The organism is Flavobacterium fructosi, assembly GCF_042787335.1.
GTDB classification, from domain to species: Bacteria; Bacteroidota; Bacteroidia; order Flavobacteriales; family Flavobacteriaceae; genus Flavobacterium; species Flavobacterium fructosi.
The window spans coordinates 15,094-32,723 of sequence record NZ_JBHZQA010000014.1; the positions used below are offsets into that span (position 1 = coordinate 15,094).

Consider the following 17,630-nt stretch of genomic DNA (forward strand, 5'->3'; position numbering starts at 1 on the left):
TAGTTTGTTATTTTTTTTCCAATTTCATGAAATTTGTAACCTCCTCAAAGCGGTCGCTCCATGGCCAAAAATACTGCAACACCATAGGTATATGTTTTTTATTTAAGGCAATTGGAATAACTTGAGGTTGAAAAGAATGAAGTGCGCTCAAGAAACGATTATTCCCTACTTTAATCGAAGAATATGTTTTATCCCCTACATAAATTAAAAAAGGAGGCGTGTTTTTATTTAGAAAATAAATTGGAGAGGCATCTTTCCATTTTGCAGGAATTGTAGTCCAGGTAGTTATGTAATCCTCTGTCGCAGTAGGGGGGTTTTCTTCTAAATATTTTTTCATGTCTAGCCCGGCTGCATCGTTTAATATTATTCCGGATATCTCCGCTGAATCAATTCCATATTTAGGATTCATTACCGCCAGAGCTACAAGATGACCACCTGCCGAGTGCCCTGTGACGTAAATCGAATTTGGATTCCCATTGTACTTGATAATATTGTTTTTTGTCCATTGGATCGCTTGAGCTACTTCCTGTGCCATACCATGATAATTTGCATTAGGACTCAAAGTATAATCTGGAATAACAGTAATAACGCCTTTACGTGCAAAATTCCTCCCTAACAAATCATAAGTTCCTTTTCTTCCGCTATTCCAGTTTCCTCCGTGTACAAAAATTAGGACCGGAAGTCGTTTTGATTTAGAGTTTCGAGGTACAAAAACATTCAATTTAGAAGTAGATTCAACAGTAGCGACTGTCGATACCTTTAAGTAAGAAACATCTGTAAACTTTTTACTAACGCAACCCACAAACAAAAAACCAGATAATAAAACTATTACAGTAAAAGATAAACGCATTTTCTTTTTTTTACGAATATAAGATTTCTTAAATTTCCATTTACCAATGCTGTTAAAGTTTTTTCTTTAGCAAATGGTCCGTAATTGGGTGGTCAGATAGTTTGTGACTGGAAATGAAACAACTAAAGAAGAACGCTGGTGTCAGGACTTTCACTCCTTACTATATCAACACAGGAATGTTTGACGTCGTAAAATCAGTAGTACCTACTTTAAATCCGGATAAAGTTGCCCAAAAAATTATTACTGCAATTGAGCACCAACGCTTTTTTTTAAGTATACCATGGAGCGTTGGTTTTGTTCAATTTTTCCGATGGGTAGTCCTACTTAGTTTTTTGCTTGGTTTTAAGGCAAAGTCATGGGCGTATGTTCGACAATGTATCATTTCAAACGAAGGTAATAATGTTATTCCAATTTTCATTTTTAAACCAAAACATTTAAGGAAGCAAGCCTACAACACTAAAAAATTATTTTTAAGTTTTGAAAAAAAAAGCCGCTTTAAAATTAATAAAGCCGCTTTTGCATTTATCTAAAAAATTAATTGAATTTTGCGGCTACATATTCAATCAAACTATCATCACTCATTTTATTAGCAGTACTTTCTTTTGCTTCAACATTTTTGTACTGTGGAGTTTCGTGCAAATATTTAATAAATTGCTCTTGTGCAACTCCAGGTCCTGTTACATGCAGTTCATCTACATTTTGCATGTGAGCAGTAATGTTTTTGAATAACTTGTGAAGTGAATCTCTTTCCGCATTATTCGCTGCATTTTCACTTGAATTACGCACTTGAGGATCTACTTTTTCATGAGCTAAAATTACGAAATCACCTGTGTCTACATTTTCCCTGCCTACAATAGATGCGTGTTCGGAATCCATCCAAACACCAAACTGTTTTTTGTTTTTTTCTGACATAATATTTATTTATTTTATTAATACTTTTATTTTAAAAGTTCATAAAGCGTATTATAGAAGAAATTCCTTTGTACAAAATCAGGAAAAATCTTTAAAAATACGAAAAGTCGAATGAGAGTATTTAGGATTAAAAAACCAATTAACTTAAAGTAATGTACAAAATTATATCGAAACAGTTGATTAATAAAAAGTTAATTGGCAGTATTTTGGGTTATTTTTTCATCGATTAACACCCGATCATTCCCAAAAAATATAGCTTTCGATGGCAAAAAAAAGTTTTCTAGTGTAACAAAAGTTACTGACACCTGCTTATCAACATAGTACTTTTGCGTTATAAAATTTAAATTACATAATTTTATAACTAGTAAATTTTAAATCAATAATTAAAAAAAATATGACAATGAAAATAGAAACGATCATTAAAGAAAAACAAGGCACCATCGTAGATGTGCGCTCCCATGAAGAATTTATGGGCGGTCATATAGTTGATTCCATCAATATACCACTGAACGAAATTCCGAAACGAGTAGAGGAACTACAAAATCTTAAGGCACCTCTGGTACTTTGTTGCGCATCCGGAAACCGCAGCGGGCAGGCACAGCTTTTTCTGAATGAACATGGAATCGAATGTTACAATGGCGGTTCCTGGTTAGATGTAAATTATATTCAATCAAAAAACAGTTAACAAAATGATCAACACATTAAAAAAATTATTTGGTTTTGGACCAAAAATGGACTTCACTGCTTTAGTAAAACAAGGAGCTATTATTCTGGACGTACGGAGCAAGGGAGAATACGCAGGCGGACATATTAGCAATTCTATAAATATTCCTGTAGATACTTTAAGTAACAACCTGCCTAAACTAAAAGATAAAAATCAGACTATTATTACGTGTTGCGCCTCGGGAATGAGAAGTGCTTCGGCTAAAAATATTTTGAAATCAAATGGCTACTCACAAGTGTATAATGGTGGAGGCTGGAGCAGTTTGAGAACCAAGATTGGAAGTTAACAAACACGTTATTTTTTTAAAAAATCATACTATTCGTATTTACAATTAGTTAATTAACAATTGATTAAAACATAGTTTGTTTAATTTTAAAGCATTAAAAAAGTAAGTTATGAGTTTGTAAGAAAAAGTATCAAATTTAGTAGTACTTACAAAAGTAATTTAAAAAAAAACAATCATGAGACCAGAAATTAGTAAAAACGAACCTTATAAAGGAGATGTACAAGCAAAATCAAATGCATCACATGGATTGAGAGATTTATTTGAAGTTGGATTAAAAGACATTTATTGGGCAGAAAAAGTATTGACTAAAACATTGCCAAAAATGGTGAAAAATGCATCATCCCCAGAATTAGTTAACTCTCTAAAAAACCAATTAACGGAGACGCACGAACACGTATCCCGTCTGGAAAAAATATTTGAAGTAACCGGTATTGCGCCAACAGCAAAAAAATGTGATGCCATGCAAGGTATATTGAAAGAGACTAATAATCTAATTAAAGAAACTGATATTGGTATGGTACGTGATGCAGGGATTATTGCTGCGGATCAAAAGGTAAAACACTATGAAATTGCAACCTATGGAACTTTACATGCTTTTGCTAAAACTATAGGTGAAAATAAAGCGGCAGAATTGCTGGCTATGAACCTTAATGAAGAGAAAAAAACGGATGCTATATTAACTGGAATCGCTATGTCTGCGATCAACAGACAAGCTTTTAAAGCGGATGTAATTACAAATACTTAAAACAAAATTTAACTGGAGAGACGTATTTATTACTGCTTCTCTATCTGCTAAAAAGCCTGCTTGCGCAGGCTTTTTTTTTTGATACTTACCATTTAAATTCATAATTCAACCAAACCAAAGCGGTAACTCATTGTGCATTAAATATTGAAAAAACGTTTGTGGTAACCCTAAATAAAAATTACATTTGCAACAGTTTAACTTTTACACACAAAATGAAGCCTAACACACAACAATTAAACGATTTAACTATCCAAGTCAGAAGAGACATTCTTCGAATGGTTCACGCTGTCAATTCAGGTCACCCAGGAGGTTCTCTAGGTTGTACTGAATTTCTTGTAACCTTGTACCAAAATTTAATGGAACGCAAAGAAGGATTTGATATGGACGGTATAGGAGAAGATCTTTTCTTTCTTTCAAACGGACACATTTCTCCAGTTTTCTATAGCGTTTTAGCGAGAAGCGGTTATTTTCCAGTATCGGAATTAGCAACTTTCCGTTTGATTAATTCTAGATTACAAGGACACCCAACTACTCATGACAGTTTACCAGGAGTAAGAATTGCGTCTGGTTCTCTTGGACAAGGATTATCAGTAGGGATTGGAGCTGCTCAAGCTAAAAAATTAAACGGCGACAAGCATATTATTTACACGCTTCACGGTGATGGTGAATTACAAGAAGGTCAAAACTGGGAAGCGATCATGTATGCTTCTGCAAAAAAAGTAGACAATCTTATTGCCACAATCGATTTAAACGGAAAACAAATTGACGGTACTACTGATGAAGTTTTAGCAATGGGAAGTATTCGTGCGAAATTTGAAGCATTTGATTGGGATGTTCTGGAAATTGAAAAAGGAAACGACCTTGAAGCTATTATTGCAGGTATGACAGAGGCTAAATCAAGAACTGGAAAAGGAAAACCGGTTTGTGTATTGTTACATACTGAAATGGGTAACGGAGTAGATTTTATGATGAATACTCACGCTTGGCACGGTAAAGCACCAAATGATGCGCAACTTGACAATGCTTTAGGACAAAATTATAATACTGGAGGCAATTCAGACTACTAAAAATAATTATGAATTTTGAATTATAAATTAGTGGTGGTGAAACACCTAATTTTTAAATTCTTAAATCATTTCAATCTTTAAATTGAAAAATGAAAAAATATACAAATACAGGAAGTAAAGATACTCGTTCGGGTTTTGGAGCGGGAATGACTGAACTAGGTCAAAAAAATGAAAATGTTGTGGCACTTTGTGCGGATTTAATTGGTTCATTGAAATTTGACGATTTCAAGAAAAATCATCCAGAGCGTTTTTTCCAAATTGGTATTGCTGAAGCAAACATGATTGGAATTGCAGCGGGTTTAACTATTGGAGGAAAAATTCCTTTCACAGGAACTTTCGCTAACTTTTCTACGGGAAGAGTTTACGATCAAATCCGTCAATCCGTTGCTTATTCTGAGAAAAACGTGAAAATTTGTGCGTCACATGCCGGATTAACTCTTGGTGAAGATGGTGCAACACACCAAATCCTTGAAGACATAGGATTAATGAAAATGCTACCTGGAATGACCGTAATCAATACTTGTGATTACAATCAAACTAAAGCGGCTACATTAGCATTAGCGGATCATCATGGTCCTGCTTACTTGCGTTTTGGTCGTCCGGTTGTTCCTAACTTTATGCCAGCTGATGAACCTTTCGTAATTGGTAAAGCAATTCTTTTAACTGAAGGTACTGATGTAACCATTGTTGCTACAGGACATTTAGTTTGGGAAGCTTTGATCGCTGCAGAAGCTTTGGAAGCAAAAGGTATTTCAGCTGAAGTAATCAACATTCATACTATCAAACCTCTTGATGAAGAAGCAATTTTGAAATCATTAGCTAAAACAAAATGTATTGTTACTGCTGAAGAGCACAACATTCTTGGTGGTCTTGGCGAAAGCGTTTCTAGAGTATTAGCATTGCATCAACCAGCTCCACAAGAGTTTGTTGCGGTAAATGACAGCTTTGGAGAATCTGGAACACCAGAACAGTTAATGGAGAAATACAAACTAAACAATCAAGCGATTGTTGAAGCGGTAGAAAGAGTTATTAAAAGAAAATAGTTTTTCTCTATATAAATAATGAATCCTATTCGCTTTATGGCGAATGGGATTTTTTTATGTCATTTTTTTAGTTTGAAGCTTCGTTTCTCTAAAAGACGAGTCGACATTTTATGTGATATAATGATTTAATATCCTTCAAATTCAATTTCGTACTACAAAAAAAAATCCAGTTCAATTGAACTGGATTCCTAATTTAAAACTTATTTTTATTAATGACAGTTTTTATCTAAATGCTTTTTAATTCTTGCAACAGCTGTTGTATTTCCATCACAACTTGGGATACTAACAAATGGATAAGACAATCCCGTTGCAGGATTTTTGATTTCAATTTTTGTACCGTAGCCATCACCATCATCATCTACATCTAAGAAATTAGGAATACCATCACCATCTGAATCATCAGGATTGACAACACCAGTTGCTAGAACTCTCATATAACCGTCTCCATTGATGTCTTCTTGATAAGACGGAATCCCATCGTTATCTTGATCCAATCGTTGGATTTCAAATAATTTAAAACCAAATACAAGTGGAGCATAAGATGGAATTGTTCCCTTTCCACTGGAATAATAGGCTAATCCTGAAGGAATAAACATTACCCCAGCCCCAAAATCATTATAAGTCACAGTCCCGTCACCATTTGATGCATAAGTACCTGTTTTGAATTGGGGGAAAATTTCGCTCCATCCTGTGATAACACTGGCTAAACTTATCATCTGTTGTGGATTCTTAACTTCCTCAAATGGAGTTGCAGTTAATGTAGTAACTCCTGATGCCGTTATGCGTTCCAAATATTCCCCTTTATAAGACGTTAATACACCGTCTAAATTGCAGGGTGCAGTTCCCGTACCGTTTCTTAATACTAAATAATACATCTTATAAGTAATATCGTGAAGACTTATGTTTCTGCTCTTTAACTCGTAGATAGTTTGATCCCAGATCGATTTTTGAGTTCCACCTACAGGAATCTTTACAATTGAAATATCCTGATCATCTGTAAATCCAGGATGATTAACAACGGTAATATAATTTGTTTTTAAATATTCTTCTATGTCAGTATTATCGCTAGCATATTGTATTGCATGATCTCTAAGAGGCTCAATTGCAGGAGTATCATTCTTTGAACACGAAAATAAAGAGATTGTTGTAATTGATAAAATAAAATAATACTTAAATTTGTTCATTATTGCTAATTTTTTAAGTGCGCAAGATACAATATTGATTGATTTTTGTAAACTATTTAACTCCGATTTTAGAAAATTTATGAGAATAGATAAATATTTATGGTGTGTCCGATATTATAAGACACGGAATATGGTTACCGAAGCTTGTAAAAAGAACCATATCACAGTAAATGGGCTGGTTGCCAAGCCTTCAAAGGAAGTTTTCCCTACCGATAAAATCACCTTTCGAAAGGATCAAATTACTCAAATTATTACCGTACTAGATATTCCAGAAAATCGTATCGGGGCTAAACTCGTTGACATCTATCGAAGAAACGACACTCCTGCCGAAACCTATCAACATTTAGAACTTTTGAAACTGTCTAAAGAACATTACCGAAAAAATGGTACTGGAAGACCTACTAAAAAAGATAGGAGAGACATCGACGAATTTGGGAATGAAATCGTGAATGACGAAGATGCAGATTAGTAAATACATTTCTAAAACTTTAAACCAAAACAATGAATAAAAATATCATCTTAACGAATCAGGAAATTGAGCATAAAATAAAAAGAATTGCCTACCAAATCTACGAAACATTTGTAGACGAAGAAGAAATTGTCATTGCAGGAATTGCGACCAACGGTTTTATTTTTGCCAAAAAGATTGCCCAGGCTTTGCAAACCATTTCTTCGCTTAAAGTGTCACTTTGTGAAGTTCAAATCAATAAACAAAATCCGGAATTACCCATTCACACCTCTTTGTCAAAAGAAAACTATTCTAACAAAGGGTTGGTTCTTGTTGATGATGTGTTAAACTCCGGCACTACCTTGATATACGCAGTACGACATTTTATAGATGTTCCGTTGAAAAAATTCAAAACTGCAGTTCTTATCGACAGAAACCACAAAAAATATCCGGTAAAAGCCGATTTTAAAGGAATATCCCTTTCTACATCCTTACTGGAACATGTCCAAGTCGTTTTTGATGAAGATGGCACTAGCTATGCGTATTTAAGCTAAAACACTAACAATATCAAGAACAACCTGATCAATGGTTTTATTATCTACATTCACTTTATACTGTGCCTGATTGTAATAAAAACTTCTTTCAAAAAGATGCATTGCAATAAACTCCTTCATCTCCTCCTCATTTTTGTTGGCGATAAGGGGTCTTTTACTTTTATTGGCAGACAATCTGTTAAATAACGTTTCTATCGAAGCTCTCAAATATACTGACAATACATTTTCTCCTTTTAACAACTCATGATTGTTGGCATAACAAGGCGTTCCTCCTCCAAGACCAATAATCATGGCCTCCGAAGAATTTAATAATTCGAGAAAAGACTCATGCTCTACTTTGCGAAAATAAATTTCGCCGTGCTTTTCAAAAATAGCATTTATGGACAAATTTGTTTTTTCTTCGATATATTCATCTAAATCTACGAACGGCATTCTAATGATTCTAGATAGTGTTTTGGCAATAGTGGACTTCCCGCAACCCATATAGCCTAATAATATAATTTTTCTCATGGAATAAAACCTTATAAATTAAGGCGTTAAGATTTATTGTTAAAAAAAGACAAATTTATAATAAAAATGCTTGCAAAACTTCAAATAAAGTCCTTATATTTGCACCCGCATTCAAGGAAAGAATATGACTCGATAGCTCAGTTGGTAGAGCACATCACTTTTAATGATGGGGTCCTGGGTTCGAGCCCCAGTCGGGTCACAAATCTGTGATCAACACATAATTTCCTTGAAGCATTGACTCGATAGCTCAGTTGGTAGAGCACATCACTTTTAATGATGGGGTCCTGGGTTCGAGCCCCAGTCGGGTCACAAAAGGTTGAGTAATTTATTACTTGACCTTTTCTTTTTTTAGGCCACGTGGAGAAACGGTAGACTTGCCAGCTTGAGGGGCTGGTGCTCGCAAGGGCGTGTGGGTTCAAATCCCACCGTGGTCACTTTTAAAGCCTGTTTAATAGGGCTAACGTTGATTTTGCTACACCATTGCTACACCATATTTTTTTGGCAATGTAATTCTTGAAAAAACCTATACTTTACACGGTATAGGTTTTTTCTATTTTTATTTTTTTTCATCTATCCAGTTTCTTTCAAAAATATCAAAAAAAAAGCGACAACCGTAAGGATGCCGCTTTAAATGTTTTCACAACGGAATAATCCTTATTGTGAATTGCTTCAAAATTGTACTGCAAGTATACAACAAAAGTTCTGATGTTCGATTGAGGTTTCCCGTAAAGGAGTTAATTATTTTATCCGTAAGTTTCGAGCTACTAAAAAGCAATGCGTAATGAAAAAAATATTAGGTTTAGATTTAGGAACAAATAGTATTGGCTGGGCACTAACGAATAATGACTTTGATAATAAATTAGGGAGTATTGAAGGCTTGGGAAGTAGAATAATTCCCATGAGTCAAGATGTATTAGGAAAATTTGACAGCGGAGTATCAATATCTCAAACTGCTGAAAGAACAAAATATAGAGGAACAAGAAGATTAGTTCAACGCTTTTTATTAAGAAGAGAACGAATTCATAGAGTCCTGAACATTCTTGATTTTTTACCTAAACATTACTCCGAATCAATAGATTTTGATAAACGCTTTGGACAATTTAAGTCTGAAAGAGAAGAAAAATTATCTTTTTATAAAAATGAAAGCGGTAAGAACCAATTTTTATTTTTGGAAAGCCATCAAGAAATGCTTTCTGAATTCAAATTAATAAATCCTGAATTAAAACAAGTTCCTTATGATTGGACAATCTACTATTTAAGAAAAAAAGCATTAACAGAAAAAATAAGTAAAGAAGAACTTGCCTGGATATTGCTAAACTTCAATCAAAAAAGAGGGTATTATCAACTACGTGGCGAGGAACAAGAAGAAACCAAAAATAAATTAGAGGAGTTCCATACCCTTAAAGTTGTTAATGTAATTGAAAGAGAAAAAGGAAAATCTGGCATATGGTATAATGTAATACTTGCAAACGGTTGGATTTATAAACGTGAAAGCAAAATCGCATTATTTAACTGGGTTGGTAAACAAAAGAATTTCATTGTAACTACCGAACTAAATGATGACGGAACTGTAAAACTAAATAAAGACAATGAAGAAAAGAGAAGTTTTAGATCTCCAAAAGAAGACGATTGGGGATTAATAAAAATCAGAACTGAACAAACAATAAATCAAAGTGGAAAATCGGTTGGTTCTTACATCTACGATGAACTTTTGAAAAATCCAAATCAAAAAATAAAAGGGGAATTAGTTCGAACGATTGAAAGAAAATTCTATAAAGATGAAATCTCGAAAATTCTTAAAACCCAGATCGAATTTCATTCATCTATTTTAACAGATAGAAATCTTTATAAAAAATGTATTGATGAATTGTACAAACATAATGATTCTCATAAAAACAACATCAAAGACAGAGGTTTTGAATATTTGTTTTTGGATGATATTATCTTTTATCAACGTCCTCTTAAAAGCAAAACTTCATTAATTAGTGATTGTAGTCTAGAATTTAGTCCCATTAAAAACAAAAAAGGTACTTTAGTGAAAGATGTTAATGGACAACAAGTTTTAAAACCTTTAAAATGTATTGCAAAATCAAATCCTATTTTTCAAGAATTCCGATTATTACAATTTGTAAAAAACCTTAAAATTTACAAAAAAGAAATAGTCGATGACATTGATGTAACGATTGATTATTTAAAAACGGAAGAGGATATAGTTGAATTATTTGACTGGCTAAATGATAAAGCTGAAATTAGTCAAAAACAATTTTTAGCTTACCCGAAATTCAAATTAAAACAAGATAAATTCAGATGGAATTTTGTAGAAGACAAAATCTATCCTTGCAACGAAACAAGAAATCAGTTTTTGAATGCAGTTGCAAAAATTGATGTAGACAGATCTTTTTTTGATGCCAAAAACACCCAAGATTTATGGCATATTTTATATTCTGTTACTGATAAAATTGAAATCATAAAAGCAATTACAACTTTTGCAAAAAAACATAATTTATCTAATGAATTTATAGCAAATTTTTCAAAATTAAAACCTTATAAAAAAGATTATGGCTCTTATTCTGAAAAAGCAATAAAGAAGTTATTGACGTTAATGAGAAGAGATAAAACTTGGAATCAAGATGCAATTTCTGATAGAGTCACTGACAAAATTAGTGTCATTAAAGAAAGATTGGAATCTATAAATTATGATGTATCAATTCTTGAAAAAGTATCTGACAGCGATATTCCAAAACAAGTTTTAAAAAGTTTTATAAATTGTAATGAATTCAATAAAGATTTAAATATGCATCAGGCATCGTATTTAATATATGACAGACACAGCGAAGCTAGTGACATTTCAAAATGGAAAACTCCCGCAGATATTGAACACTTTTTAAAGTACGATTTCAAACAACATTCACTCCGAAATCCAATAGTAGAGCAAGTTATTACAGAAACTTTACGAGTAGTAAAAGATATTTGGCAACATTATGGAGAAGGAAAAGAAAATTTCTTTGACGAAATTCATATTGAGTTAGGACGTGAGATGAAAAATGATAAAGCAACTCGTGAAAGAATGACTAAACAGATTTCTCAAAACGAAAACACCAATTTACGAATCAAAGCCATTTTAACGGAATTAAAAAATGATGGAATAAGCCATGTTCGTCCATATTCTCCAAGCCAGCAAGAGATTTTAAAAATATACGAAGAAGGTATTTATAGCAGCGAAAATAGAAAAGAAAAACTAGAAGAAGTTGATAAAATAAGGAAAAATTCGAAACCAACAACTTCTGAAATTAACAAATATAAACTTTGGCTGGAACAAGGATATATTTCGCCTTACACTGGAAAGTTAATTCCATTAAGTGACTTGTTTACAACCAAATACCAAATCGAACACATTATTCCGCAATCCAGATTATTCGATGATTCGTTAGCAAACAAGGTCATTTGCGAATCCGAAGTAAATGACTTGAAAGGAAATATGACCGCATTAGAATTTATTCTAAAAAACGAAGATAGAATTATAACCTTAACTGGTGGAAAGACAGTTAAAATATTCACTAAAGAAGCTTATAACCAACACATAAATAGCTATTACAGCAAAAATAAAAACAAGCAAAAGAGATTGTTGAGTGAAGAAATTCCAGAAAAATTTATCGAAAGACAATTAAATGACACCAAATACATCAGTAAAATTGTAAAGAATCTTTTAAGTAAAATAGTTCGAGAGGAAGATGAACAAGAAGTAACTTCAAAAAATATCGTTTCCTTAAATGGCTCTATTACTTCAAAAATGAAGCAAGATTGGGGTTTGAATGACGTTTGGAATAAACTTGTTACACCGCGTTTTGAACGTTTAAATGCAATAACTAATTCTAGTGATTTTGGTAAATTAGAACTTAAAAAAGATGAATTTGGAAATAGTGGAAAACAAGTTTTTCAAACCACAGTACCAGATGAAATTGCAAAAGGATTTTCTAAAAAGAGGATTGACCATCGCCATCACGCTTTAGACGCCTTAGTAATTGCTTGTATAAATAGGACACATATCAACTATTTAAATAATCTAAATGCTAAAGGTGAAAATGACAAAACTATCAAACACGAATTAAGAAACAAAATCTGTTTCAAAACCAAACCTGACGCAAATGGAAATTATAAATGGGAATTCCACAAGCCTTGGGAGAATTTTACAAAAAAAGCAGAAGATGAACTAAATCAAACCATTATCAGTTTCAAACAAAACTCTAGAGTTATCAATAAAACGGTAAATAAGCATCAAGTTTGGAAAGAAGAAGATGGTGCAATGAAAAAAATCACTACCAAACAAACAAAAGGAGATAACTGGGCAATTAGGAAACCAATGCACGCAGAAACGGTAAGTGGAAAAGTGTTTTTAAAGCGAATTAAACAAAGCCATATTACTATTGCAAATGCAATTGACCAAATAGAATTGATAGTAGATAAGGAAGTTAAAAAACAACTTGCAGTTAAAATAAAACAATATCCAAACAATCGTGAGGGATTAAAAAAACACCTCAAATCTTTCCCCGTAATGATTGATAGAAAAGCTATTGACAAAGTTCAGGTCTATGAAACCATACAAGCTACTGCTACCCGAAAAACACTTGACATCACTTTCGATGAAAAGAAAATTGAAAAAATAACGGATACAGGAATAAAAAAAATTCTATTAAAACATCTTCAACAAGAAATGTATCAAAATACTATTGGTGAAAATGGCAAAAAAATCCCCGCTCACGAAATTGCTTTTTCTGAAAATGGTTTAGATGATTTAAACAAAAATATTACAGCATTAAATAATAACAAAAAACATCAACCAATAAAAAAAGTCAGAGTTTTTGAAGAGGGAGGTAAATTTAGTTTAGGTCAAACAGGAAATAAAGCTGATAAATACGTAGAAGCTGCAAAAGGAACAAATTTGTTTTTTGCAATCTATCAAGATGAAAACGGGAAACGAAATTATACAACCATTCCTTTCAATGAAGTAGTTGAAAGGCAAAAACAAGGATTAAGTTCTTCACTAGAAATAGATAAAAACGGAAATCGTCTTTTATTTACTCTTTCTCCAAATGATTTAGTTTATATACCAACAGAAGATGAAATGGAAAACTTAACTCTTCTTAATTTTGATAAATTATCAAAAGAGCAAGTACAAAGAGTATATAAATCTGTGAGTTTTACTGGAAATCGATTGTATGCGATTCCTAATAATATTGCAACTTCAATTGTAGATAAAATGGAATTCTCTTTGTTAAATAAAGTAGAATTTACTCTTGACAAAGAATCAATAAAAGAATTTTGTTTAAAACTTGAAGTTAATAGACTTGGAAAGATTAAAGGAATAATTCGATGATAAAACGAACCCTTTTCTTTGGTAATCCCGCTTATTTGAGCACCAAAAACGAGCAAATTGTAATCTCTTATCCTTACAAGGAACAAGAGACCAAAACTGTGGCTATAGAAGATATTGGGGTTATCGTTCTAGAAAATCAACAAATCACGATTACCAATGGTTTGCTGGAAAAACTAATTCATAATAATGTGGCGTTAATCAATTGCGACCAATACCATTTGCCCATTGGTTTGTTAATGCCTTTGAATGGTCATACGGAACAATCGGAACGGTTCAAAAACCAAATTAATGCTTCTGCCCCACTCAAAAAGAATTTATGGCAACAAACCATTAGTGCTAAAATTATAAACCAAGCAGGATTGCTCAAAGAAAAAGGAATTCCGTGCCGAAAAATGGAGCTTTGGGCAAAGGAAGTTACTTCGGGAGATGCACTCAATCACGAATCCAGAGCAGCTGTTTATTATTGGCCAAATCTCATCAAAATAGAAAATTTTACCAGAGGACAAAAAGGAATCGCTCCTAATAATCTGTTGAATTATGGTTATGCCATTCTAAGGGCTATTACCGCACGAGCTATTGTTAGTTCTGGCATGCTGCCTACTTTAGGCATTTTTCATCGCAACAAATACAATGCGTATTGCCTTGCTGATGATATTATGGAACCGTATCGCCCGTATGTCGACTTGATTGTATGTCATATCATGGAAACTGAAGATACTTTTGAAGAATTAACCATTGACATTAAAAAACAATTATTGAGTATAGCCAGTATCGATGTTTTTATTGACGGAAAAAACAGTCCGTTAATGGTCGCCATGAGTAGAACCACACATTCCTTACACGAATGTTTTGATGGAACGGCAAGGAAAATTTTATACCCCGTTTATGTATGACGAACATTACACCCGTTTAAATCAATATAGAAGTTTGTGGATATTAGTATTTTTTGACCTGCCAACGGAAACGCGAAAAGAGCGCAAAATAGCCAGTATATTTCGTAAGAAATTATTAGACGATGGCTTTTCTATGTTTCAATTTTCAATCTACATGCGATTTTGTGCCAGCAGAGAAAATGCGGAAGTACACACCAAAAGAATAAAAAATAACTTACCCGAACACGGCAAAATTGGCGTCATGCAAATAACCGATAAACAATTTGGGATGATGGAACTTTTTTATGGAAAAAAATTAGTAGAAACAGACAAACCATCACAACAGTTGGAATTATTTTAGTCATCAGGATTAAAAAAAGGTATAACTACCTGAACAACAATACCTAAAACCCACTCCTTTTCTATTTCAGAAGAAACCCATAACTACCAACATATCAAACGATTACATCGCGGTATGTTGGGAATTATAAGCTAAAATACAATTTTGAAAGCAATTCACAACAATCTTTGCCTATAGAAACAGAAGCATAAAGTTGGGAATTATAAGCTAAAATACAATTTTGAAAGCAATTCACAACCCATCGAAACGATTCCTTTTGCCATCCATTGTTGGGAATTATAAGCTAAAATACAATTTTGAAAGCAATTCACAACAAACTTTCCATCAATGTTCTTCTATTTTAGTTGGGAATTATAAGCTAAAATACAATTTTGAAAGCAATTCACAACCAAATCCTATTCACGCAATCGACGAAACCGGTTGGGAATTATAAGCTAAAATACAATTTTGAAAGCAATTCACAACAGATTTCGTCATCACTCAAATTAGGACCCGGTTGGGAATTATAAGCTAAAATACAATTTTGAAAGCAATTCACAACCGATGGTGCTTCAGGAAATTTTATTCTTTGTTGGGAATTATAAGCTAAAATACAATTTTGAAAGCAATTCACAACTGTACATGATTTTTACAGTCGATCCTGTCAGTTGGGAATTATAAGCTAAAATACAATTTTGAAAGCAATTCACAACGAAAGCATATTGTTTGATTTAAAGGAATGTGTTGGGAATTATAAGCTAAAATACAATTTTGAAAGCAATTCACAACGTATTCAATCACAACAATCAGCAGTAACCAGTTGGGAATTATAAGCTAAAATACAATTTTGAAAGCAATTCACAACGCATTGGGTTTCACGCCATCTACAGCGCCAGTTGGGAATTATAAGCTAAAATACAATTTTGAAAGCAATTCACAACAAGTGACGCATTAGTTATATTAAAAAATGGGTTGGGAATTATAAGCTAAAATACAATTTTGAAAGCAATTCACAACAGTGAGTTGTTTTCGATATAAATACGCTTCGTTGGGAATTATAAGCTAAAATACAATTTTGAAAGCAATTCACAACGATAAATTCCCAAAAGAAAAACCTGCTCAGGTTGGGAATTATAAGCTAAAATACAATTTTGAAAGCAATTCACAACACAGGCTTTACCAACTGACAACCAGCATTTGTTGGGAATTATAAGCTAAAATACAATTTTGAAAGCAATTCACAACACTAATGGGGCAACAATACAAGCGTCATTTGTTGGGAATTATAAGCTAAAATACAATTTTGAAAGCAATTCACAACCGTGGAGATGAGTGTAGTGCGCGCCTGATGGTTGGGAATTATAAGCTAAAATACAATTTTGAAAGCAATTCACAACAAGCAGCTCCCTGCGGCAGATTAGTGTCAGGTTGGGAATTATAAGCTAAAATACAATTTTGAAAGCAATTCACAACCGTGAGTTAGGCGAAGTGCGCGCCTGTTAGGTTGGGAATTATAAGCTAAAATACAATTTTGAAAGCAATTCACAACTAATCGTTCAGTAACTTCGCTTTTTGAAATGTTGGGAATTATAAGCTAAAATACAATTTTGAAAGCAATTCACAACAAGAGATCCCTCAATATGTATTTAAGACAAGTTGGGAATTATAAGCTAAAATACAATTTTGAAAGCAATTCACAACTCAGGAAGATAGAACGTTTGACGAAAACCCGTTGGGAATTATAAGCTAAAATACAATTTTGAAAGCAATTCACAACTAATAAGTTAGGAATATTTTTTTAGTACACGTTGGGAATTATAAGCTAAAATACAATTTTGAAAGCAATTCACAACATATCTGACATTTACAAAAAGATTGTAAAGTTGGGAATTATAAGCTAAAATACAATTTTGAAAGCAATTCACAACGTTTGTGCCATTTTTTATAGTTTAGTGTAAGTTGGGAATTATAAGCTAAAATACAATTTTGAAAGCAATTCACAACGCATCTACGATCATATCCCAAGTAGGAGCAGTTGGGAATTATAAGCTAAAATACAATTTTGAAAGCAATTCACAACGGTACTTTATTCCCTATTATGGGAGCTAAGTTGGGAATTATAAGCTAAAATACAATTTTGAAAGCAATTCACAACGTGCTGTTGAACTAAACCTTCGGTAGCACTTACCGAGATTTTGTACCTTACGAAGATAATTAAAATTCGTAAATTATGACTACAAAAAAAAGCATCCCGATGCGTTAAGAGAAAACAAAATCCTGAATCAAGCCAAGCGAGAAGTTCCCGGTTTCGAGGAGCTTTTAGATCGTTTTGAGCGTACCGTATCGGTCTTGGGTCGGAGCCAAAGTACTTTTAACAATTATTCCCGTCACGTGGCGGCTATTTCACTCTATTTTGGTAAAATCCCTACCGAACTAGATTCCGAGCAGGTACAGGACTACTTGTTTTATCAACAAAAAAAGTCAAAAACCCCTTCGCAAACCTATTTCAAACACTGCGTTTATGGCCTTCGGTTTTTGCTGAAATCCGAAGGCTTACCGTATGAATTCCTGCGATTACCCTCGATAAAACACGAAAAAAAACTTCCTGTTGTTTTGAGCAAAGAAGAAGTTTGGGCGATGTTGCAAAACGCCAAACTCCTCAAACACCGAATTCTGATTGGCTTGCTTTACGGTTGTGGACTTCGTTGTATGGAAGCAAGA

At 33.2% G+C, this 17,630-nt stretch carries 15 protein-coding genes, 3 tRNA genes, 1 pseudogene and 1 CRISPR repeat array; of the genes and pseudogenes, 15 read left to right on the plus strand and 4 right to left on the minus strand.

The annotated features are described in order from the left end of the window. Positions 1 to 7 precede the first annotated feature (7 nt). Positions 8 to 850 carry an alpha/beta hydrolase gene (locus ACFX5D_RS15240; protein ID WP_379859066.1) on the minus strand — a complete coding sequence of 281 codons (843 nt, stop codon included), beginning with the start codon at positions 848 to 850 and terminating at the stop codon, positions 8 to 10. A gap of 113 nt (positions 851 to 963) precedes the next feature. Between ACFX5D_RS15240 and ACFX5D_RS15245 the strand changes: the two genes are divergently transcribed. Further along, complete coding sequence (locus ACFX5D_RS15245; RefSeq protein ID WP_379859067.1) at positions 964 to 1,380, plus strand: Rossmann-fold NAD(P)-binding domain-containing protein; 417 nt, start codon at positions 964 to 966, stop codon at positions 1,378 to 1,380. A 4-nt stretch (positions 1,381 to 1,384) separates the two neighbouring features. On the opposite strand, the gene ACFX5D_RS15250 is transcribed toward ACFX5D_RS15245, so the two are convergent. Continuing rightward, positions 1,385 to 1,762: a hypothetical protein gene (locus ACFX5D_RS15250; protein ID WP_379859068.1), complete on the minus strand. Its 378-nt coding sequence runs from the start codon at positions 1,760 to 1,762 to the stop codon at positions 1,385 to 1,387. Positions 1,763 to 2,162: 400 nt separating this feature from the next. Between ACFX5D_RS15250 and ACFX5D_RS15255 the strand changes: the two genes are divergently transcribed. From ACFX5D_RS15255 to ACFX5D_RS15275, 5 genes are all read left to right on the plus strand, one after another. Continuing rightward, the gene (locus ACFX5D_RS15255) at positions 2,163 to 2,447 is read left to right on the plus strand and encodes a rhodanese-like domain-containing protein (RefSeq protein ID WP_379859069.1); all 285 of its coding nucleotides are present in this window, start codon (positions 2,163 to 2,165) and stop codon (positions 2,445 to 2,447) included. Positions 2,448 to 2,451: 4 nt separating this feature from the next. After that, positions 2,452 to 2,772 carry a rhodanese-like domain-containing protein gene (locus ACFX5D_RS15260; RefSeq protein ID WP_379859070.1) on the plus strand — a complete coding sequence of 107 codons (321 nt, stop codon included), beginning with the start codon at positions 2,452 to 2,454 and terminating at the stop codon, positions 2,770 to 2,772. 175 nt (positions 2,773 to 2,947) lie between these two features. After that, positions 2,948 to 3,517, plus strand: coding sequence for a YciE/YciF ferroxidase family protein (locus ACFX5D_RS15265; protein ID WP_379859071.1), 570 nt, complete (start codon positions 2,948 to 2,950; stop codon positions 3,515 to 3,517). 212 nt (positions 3,518 to 3,729) lie between these two features. Next, on the plus strand, positions 3,730 to 4,584 hold the full coding sequence (locus tag ACFX5D_RS15270) for a transketolase (protein WP_379859072.1): 855 nt from the start codon (positions 3,730 to 3,732) through the stop codon (positions 4,582 to 4,584). Positions 4,585 to 4,673: 89 nt separating this feature from the next. Then, positions 4,674 to 5,627, plus strand: coding sequence for a transketolase family protein (locus ACFX5D_RS15275; protein ID WP_379859073.1), 954 nt, complete (start codon positions 4,674 to 4,676; stop codon positions 5,625 to 5,627). A 209-nt stretch (positions 5,628 to 5,836) separates the two neighbouring features. Here ACFX5D_RS15275 and ACFX5D_RS15280 read toward each other — a convergent pair whose 3' ends face one another. After that, complete coding sequence (locus tag ACFX5D_RS15280; RefSeq protein ID WP_379859074.1) at positions 5,837 to 6,811, minus strand: FKBP-type peptidyl-prolyl cis-trans isomerase; 975 nt, start codon at positions 6,809 to 6,811, stop codon at positions 5,837 to 5,839. A 79-nt stretch (positions 6,812 to 6,890) separates the two neighbouring features. On the opposite strand from ACFX5D_RS15280, the gene ACFX5D_RS15285 reads away from it, so the two are divergent. Further along, entirely contained in the window at positions 6,891 to 7,280 is a 390-nt protein-coding gene (locus ACFX5D_RS15285; RefSeq protein ID WP_379859075.1) for an RNA-binding S4 domain-containing protein, read from the plus strand. A gap of 32 nt (positions 7,281 to 7,312) precedes the next feature. Beyond that, positions 7,313 to 7,813, plus strand: a complete 501-nt coding sequence (locus ACFX5D_RS15290) for a phosphoribosyltransferase family protein (RefSeq protein ID WP_379859076.1) — start codon at positions 7,313 to 7,315, stop codon at positions 7,811 to 7,813. Here the strand turns inward: ACFX5D_RS15290 and ACFX5D_RS15295 are convergent. After that, on the minus strand, positions 7,805 to 8,323 hold the full coding sequence (locus tag ACFX5D_RS15295; RefSeq protein WP_379859077.1) for a shikimate kinase: 519 nt from the start codon (positions 8,321 to 8,323) through the stop codon (positions 7,805 to 7,807). The two genes, ACFX5D_RS15290 and ACFX5D_RS15295, sit on opposite strands and share 9 nt — an antisense overlap. A gap of 126 nt (positions 8,324 to 8,449) precedes the next feature. Here ACFX5D_RS15295 and ACFX5D_RS15300 point away from each other — a divergent pair. The 7 genes and pseudogenes from ACFX5D_RS15300 to ACFX5D_RS15330 all read left to right on the plus strand — a co-directional run. Beyond that, positions 8,450 to 8,522, plus strand: a tRNA-Lys gene (locus ACFX5D_RS15300). Between the two features lie 37 nt (positions 8,523 to 8,559). Continuing rightward, a tRNA-Lys gene (locus tag ACFX5D_RS15305) sits at positions 8,560 to 8,632 on the plus strand. A gap of 42 nt (positions 8,633 to 8,674) precedes the next feature. After that, positions 8,675 to 8,757 (plus strand) — tRNA-Leu (locus ACFX5D_RS15310). 347 nt (positions 8,758 to 9,104) lie between these two features. Continuing rightward, positions 9,105 to 13,697, plus strand: a complete 4,593-nt coding sequence (cas9, locus tag ACFX5D_RS15315) for a type II CRISPR RNA-guided endonuclease Cas9 (RefSeq protein ID WP_379859078.1) — start codon at positions 9,105 to 9,107, stop codon at positions 13,695 to 13,697. Next, positions 13,694 to 14,590 (plus strand): type II CRISPR-associated endonuclease Cas1, encoded by an 897-nt coding sequence (gene cas1, locus ACFX5D_RS15320; RefSeq protein ID WP_379859079.1) that lies wholly within the window; start codon positions 13,694 to 13,696, stop codon positions 14,588 to 14,590. Before cas9 ends, cas1 begins: the two co-directional genes overlap by 4 nt. After that, positions 14,583 to 14,930 carry a CRISPR-associated endonuclease Cas2 gene (cas2, locus tag ACFX5D_RS15325; protein WP_379859080.1) on the plus strand — a complete coding sequence of 116 codons (348 nt, stop codon included), beginning with the start codon at positions 14,583 to 14,585 and terminating at the stop codon, positions 14,928 to 14,930. Before cas1 ends, cas2 begins: the two co-directional genes overlap by 8 nt. 116 nt (positions 14,931 to 15,046) lie before the next feature. Then, positions 15,047 to 17,064: direct repeats of the CRISPR family, unit length 46 nt; unit sequence GTTGGGAATTATAAGCTAAAATACAATTTTGAAAGCAATTCACAAC. A gap of 236 nt (positions 17,065 to 17,300) precedes the next feature. Continuing rightward, a pseudogene (locus ACFX5D_RS15330) lies at positions 17,301 to 17,630 on the plus strand (tyrosine-type recombinase/integrase); the annotation flags it as partial.

What these genes read in the sequence shown, in the direction of transcription:
- ACFX5D_RS15260 (WP_379859070.1), top strand. Translation starts at nt 2,452, where the DNA reads ATGATCAACACATTAAAAAAATTATTTGGTTTTGGACCAAAAATGGAC.
- ACFX5D_RS15240 (WP_379859066.1), bottom strand. Translation starts at nt 850, where the DNA reads ATGCGTTTATCTTTTACTGTAATAGTTTTATTATCTGGTTTTTTGTTT.
- ACFX5D_RS15265 (WP_379859071.1), top strand. Translation starts at nt 2,948, where the DNA reads ATGAGACCAGAAATTAGTAAAAACGAACCTTATAAAGGAGATGTACAA.
- ACFX5D_RS15255 (WP_379859069.1), top strand. Translation starts at nt 2,163, where the DNA reads ATGAAAATAGAAACGATCATTAAAGAAAAACAAGGCACCATCGTAGAT.
- ACFX5D_RS15275 (WP_379859073.1), top strand. Translation starts at nt 4,674, where the DNA reads ATGAAAAAATATACAAATACAGGAAGTAAAGATACTCGTTCGGGTTTT.
- cas1 (WP_379859079.1), top strand. Translation starts at nt 13,694, where the DNA reads ATGATAAAACGAACCCTTTTCTTTGGTAATCCCGCTTATTTGAGCACC.
- ACFX5D_RS15250 (WP_379859068.1), bottom strand. Translation starts at nt 1,762, where the DNA reads ATGTCAGAAAAAAACAAAAAACAGTTTGGTGTTTGGATGGATTCCGAA.
- ACFX5D_RS15280 (WP_379859074.1), bottom strand. Translation starts at nt 6,811, where the DNA reads ATGAACAAATTTAAGTATTATTTTATTTTATCAATTACAACAATCTCT.
- ACFX5D_RS15295 (WP_379859077.1), bottom strand. Translation starts at nt 8,323, where the DNA reads ATGAGAAAAATTATATTATTAGGCTATATGGGTTGCGGGAAGTCCACT.
- cas2 (WP_379859080.1), top strand. Translation starts at nt 14,583, where the DNA reads ATGTATGACGAACATTACACCCGTTTAAATCAATATAGAAGTTTGTGG.
- ACFX5D_RS15270 (WP_379859072.1), top strand. Translation starts at nt 3,730, where the DNA reads ATGAAGCCTAACACACAACAATTAAACGATTTAACTATCCAAGTCAGA.
- ACFX5D_RS15290 (WP_379859076.1), top strand. Translation starts at nt 7,313, where the DNA reads ATGAATAAAAATATCATCTTAACGAATCAGGAAATTGAGCATAAAATA.
- ACFX5D_RS15245 (WP_379859067.1), top strand. Translation starts at nt 964, where the DNA reads ATGAAACAACTAAAGAAGAACGCTGGTGTCAGGACTTTCACTCCTTAC.
- cas9 (WP_379859078.1), top strand. Translation starts at nt 9,105, where the DNA reads ATGAAAAAAATATTAGGTTTAGATTTAGGAACAAATAGTATTGGCTGG.
- ACFX5D_RS15285 (WP_379859075.1), top strand. Translation starts at nt 6,891, where the DNA reads ATGAGAATAGATAAATATTTATGGTGTGTCCGATATTATAAGACACGG.